This is a genomic window from Phenylobacterium sp. (genome assembly GCF_036263695.1).
Classification (GTDB): Bacteria; Pseudomonadota; Alphaproteobacteria; order Caulobacterales; family Caulobacteraceae; genus Phenylobacterium.
In genome coordinates this window covers 1-4,222 of the sequence record NZ_DATAGM010000325.1, presented here as the reverse complement: position 1 = coordinate 4,222, position 4,222 = coordinate 1, and the positions used below count along the sequence as shown (strand labels likewise).

General features: G+C 70.2%; 4 protein-coding genes and 1 tRNA gene. 4 read left to right on the top strand and 1 reads right to left on the bottom strand.

Features of this window, described 5'->3' with window-relative positions:
* The 4 genes from VHK87_RS13320 to VHK87_RS13305 all read left to right on the top strand — a co-directional run.
* Positions 1–2,023: M10 family metallopeptidase C-terminal domain-containing protein (locus VHK87_RS13320; protein WP_329635381.1), on the top strand; the 2,023-nt coding region annotated here is incomplete at its 5' end.
* A gap of 68 nt (positions 2,024–2,091) precedes the next feature.
* Entirely contained in the window at positions 2,092–2,985 is an 894-nt protein-coding gene (locus VHK87_RS13315) for a DUF1206 domain-containing protein (protein ID WP_329635380.1), read from the top strand.
* Positions 2,986–3,111: 126 nt separating this feature from the next.
* Positions 3,112–3,579 (top strand): response regulator, encoded by a 468-nt coding sequence (locus VHK87_RS13310; RefSeq protein ID WP_329635379.1) that lies wholly within the window; start codon positions 3,112–3,114, stop codon positions 3,577–3,579.
* Positions 3,576–4,025, top strand: a complete 450-nt coding sequence (locus VHK87_RS13305; RefSeq protein ID WP_329635378.1) for a hypothetical protein — start codon at positions 3,576–3,578, stop codon at positions 4,023–4,025. The genes VHK87_RS13310 and VHK87_RS13305 overlap by 4 nt, the downstream gene beginning before the upstream one ends.
* Positions 4,026–4,139: 114 nt before the next feature.
* Here the strand turns inward: VHK87_RS13305 and VHK87_RS13300 are convergent.
* A tRNA-Ala gene (locus tag VHK87_RS13300) sits at positions 4,140–4,215 on the bottom strand.
* Positions 4,216–4,222 lie beyond the last annotated feature (7 nt).

The window sequence follows — 4,222 nt, the reverse complement described above, 5'->3', positions numbered from 1 at the left end:
CCAGCGCGGCAGCGAGGACATCCCCTCGCCGTTCAACATCACCATCACCGGCGGCGAGCTCCACGGCAACGCGCTGGCCGGGATCCTGGTGAAGTACTCGCACGACGTGACCATCAACGGCGTCAACATCCACGACAACGGCCGCGAGGGCGTGAAGGTCGACGGATCCGACAACGTGTCGATCCTCAACTCCACGATCCGCAACAACTCGCAGGTCGGCCGCGACCTTTACAGCGAGGTCTACGTCACCCACTCGACCGACTCCACGACCGGCCAGGTGATGGTCCCGGAAGGCTTCGTCATCACCGGCAACACCATCAGCACGGTCAACGGCTCGTGGCTGATCCGCGAGTCCGTGCAGGCCACCGACGGCCTGGTGAAGGACAACACCCTGAACGGCACGGGGGTGGACGGGGTCACCCGCACAGGGCCTCAGGTGCGCACCGAGACGCCGGACCTGACCGCGCCGGTGGGCGCCTTCCACTATGTGATCCCGCAGACCGCGATCGCCGACATCGACGTGGGCGACGCCGTGTCGGTGACGCTCCAGCGGGTCGACTCCAGCGGCAATCTGGTGAACAGCGGCACGCTGCCCAGCTGGTTGACCTTCAACGCCGGCAACTGGACGATCAACGGCAACCCGACCACCACCCAGACCATCTATCTGAAGCTGGTCGCCCGAGACGGCAGCGGGGACACGGAGTCCGACTTCTTCGCGCTGACGGTGAGGGCCTCGGGCCCCTACAACGTCCAGAGCGGCAACAGCAGCGGCCCGACGCCGCCCCCGCCGCCGCCGGGCAGCGGCACCGAGGGCAACGACACCGTCACCGGCGGGACTGGCGACGACGCCCTTAACGGCCTGGGCGGCCACGACTCGATCTACGGCGGGACGGGCGCCGACACCATGACCGGCGGCTCCGGTAATGACGTCTTCAACGTCGACAACGCAGGCGACAAGGTCGTGGAGACCTACAGCTCCGGCACCGGCGGGGTCGACCGGGTGGAAGCGTCCGTCAATGTCCTGGAGCTGTGGGACGAAGTCGAGCAGCTGAAGCTGCTGGGCACGGCCGACCTGATCGGCGTCGGCAACGGCGGCGCCAACCGGATCGAAGGCAACTCCGGAAACAACCTGCTCGACGGCGGCCTCGGCAACGACACCTTGCTGGGCGGCGCGGGCAACGACACCTACGTCGTCAACGTCACGGGCGACGTGGTGACGGAGGCCTCGGGCGCGGGGACCGACACGGTCCACGCCTCGTTCAGCTACACGCTGGGCGCCAACGTGGAGAACCTGGTCCTCACCGGGACCGCCGCTAACGGCACGGGGAACAGCCTCGCGAACCTGCTGATAGGCAACGCCTCGGCCAACCGGCTGACGGGCGGCGAGGGCAATGACACCCTGGATGGCGGGGACGGCGGCGACGCGCTGCTCGGCGGCGCCGGCGACGACATCTACTATCTCGGCGTCGGGGACACGATCACCGAGTATTCGGGCGCCGGAACGGATCTCGTCTACGCAGGAGTGACGGCTAGCCTCAACAACAACGTCGAGAACCTGACCCTGACCGGCTCCGCGGCGATCAACGGGACCGGCAACAGCGCAGACAACGTGCTGACCGGCAACGCCGGCGCCAACAACCTGTCCGGCACCGGCGGCAACGACACCCTGTCCGGCGGCGGCGGGGCCGACAGCCTGATGGGCGGCAGCGGGGCCGACCGCTTCGTGTTCGTCAGCGCCGCCGACTCCAGCGCCGTGGCCCCGGACCTGATCCTGGACTTCAAGAAGGCCGACAGCGACCGCATCGACCTTTCGGCGGTGGACGCCAACGTCAACGCCGACGGCGACCAGGCCTTTGTCTGGGCGACCAGCTTCACCGGCGTCGCCGGCCAGATGGTGGCGACCTTCAACGCCGGGACCAACCGCACCACCCTGGCGATGGACACCGACGGCGACGGTCAGGGCGACGACATGGTCATCCTTTTGACCGGCAACGTGGATTCGACCTTCCTGTTCACCCTCTAAAGGGCGGAACCAGGGGTAGCGGGGTCACGTTCCCTCCACGGCGCCGCTTGCGCGCCGCGGAGGCGGGCTTGACCGACCGAACGCATCCATCGCTGAAGGCCTGGCGCGAGACGCGGGCTTGGCTCGCCCAGGCGCCGCTCGGCGCGCTGGCCGAGCTCGCCTGCCGGGCGGGTTTCGTATCGAGGGGGTTGGTCTACCTCAGCGTCGGCGTGATCGCGCTGCTGGCCGCAGCCGGCCATGTGCCGCGCGCAGCCGGCGCGGTGGAGGCGCTGCAGGCCTGGGGCGAATGGCCGGCTGGGCGGCTGCTGCTGTGGCTGACCGGCCTGGGGATGTACGGCTTCGCCGGCTGGCGCCTGCTGCAGTCGCTATTCGACGCCGACCGAGAGGGAAGCTCGCCGGGGGCGCTGGCCAATCGCGCCGGACAGGCGATCAGCGGGGTGGTGCACGCGGCCCTGGGCTTCGCCGTCTTCAGCCTGATCGACGCGCTGGGCGAGGCGCGCGAGGTGGACGACCTGGCCGCGACTAAGCAGGCGGTGCAGCAGGTGCTGGACTGGCCCGGCGGAGCCCTGGCCATCGCCGCCTGCGGCCTCTTCATCGTCGCCGTCGGGATGGGCAACTTGGTGCAAGCCGCGGGCAAGCCGCATCGCCGGCTGGTCTGCACGCGCGGGATCGCAAAGCTCGCCGCGGGGCTGGGGCGGCTGGGCCACCTCGGCCGCGGCGTCGCCTTCCTGCCTCTGGGTCTGGCCATGTTCCAGGCCGGCCAGCAGGCCTCGTCGGGTCCGGCGCGCGGCCTGGGCGGGGCGCTGGACGCGTTGCGCGCCTATCCTTTCGGCGAGGGGCTGCTGGCCCTGGCCGGCGTCGGCCTAATCGCCTTCGGGCTGTTCGCCTTCCTGGAGGCCCGCTACCGCACCCTGGGCGCGGCCGAGGTGGTCGACGCCATGGGCTCGCCGGCCCCGGCCTGAAATTCATCCCCCGGTTAGGTCCAAACCCTCTGGCGCGCCAGGCGCGGGTGTTGCTAGGGAAGGGCCCTGGCGGGCACCCGTGCCCCCGCCCCGTCCTTGCCGAAGACCTGAAGGGTATCGATGCCGATGACGCGGCTTGCCGACGACGTTGCACTTCTCACGCCCCATCTCGAGGCCGATCCGCCGCCGCAGGCCGCGCCGGGCGATGATCCCCACGCCGGGCTCGAGGGGCTGAAGGTGATGATTGTCGACGACGAGTTCCTGGCCGCCTGGCACTTGCAGGCGCTGCTGGAGGACATGGGCGTCATCCACAGCGAGTTGGCGCACGATGGGCCGAGCGCCCTGGAACTCGCCGCCCGTTTCCATCCCGACCTCGTCCTGATGGACATGAACCTTGGGGCCGGCATCGACGGGGCCGAGACCGCGCGCCGCCTGCTGGCCGAGCGCCCCGTGCGCCTGATCTTCATCACCGCCTACGGCGACGCCGGCACCATCGGACGCATCCAGGAAGCCGCCCCAGGCGCCGCGGTGCTGATCAAGCCGGCCAACCCCGCCCGCCTGCGCGACCTGGTGGTGGGGACCCTGCCGCATTGAGCGGGGCGCCTCGCGATCTTCTGACGATCGCCGCCGCCGGCTTGTGCCTCGCCGGCGCGCCGGCCGCGGCCGCCCAGGTCCGAACCCCGGCCCCAGGTTCGCCTGAGCGCAAGCTGCTGCTGGACCAGCTGCGGCCGAAGGTCGAGGCGGCGATCGGCCGGCCCGTGATCTTCAAGGTCGAGAGGTTGCGTGTGGCCCCAGGCTGGGCCTTCGCCATCGTCGAACCGCGCCATCCAGACGGCTCGCCGATCACCGAAGCGCAGACGCGGGTCGCCCGCGAGAATCCCGACCTCGAGCTCGACGGCCTGCGCACCGAAGCCCTTTGGCGTGAGACCGGCGGCCGCTGGCGCCTGCACGAGCACGCCATCGGCGCCACCGACGTCTGGTACGAACCCTACTGCGCCGAAGCGCCGAAGGGGCTCATCCCCGTTTGCCCCGCCCCGTAGTGGGCGACAATGCTGAGGGCCTGTGGCGCGCTATGCGTCATTCTGGGTTCCTGGGCCCTCCTTCGCCCGAAGGCTGCGGAGGGCATCCTGCGAAGCGCTATGCGCGGAGCAGGATGGTGGAGCCGAGGGGAGTCGAACCCCTGACCTCCTCATTGCGAACGAGGCGCTCTACCAACTGAGCTACGGCCCCAGGAAGG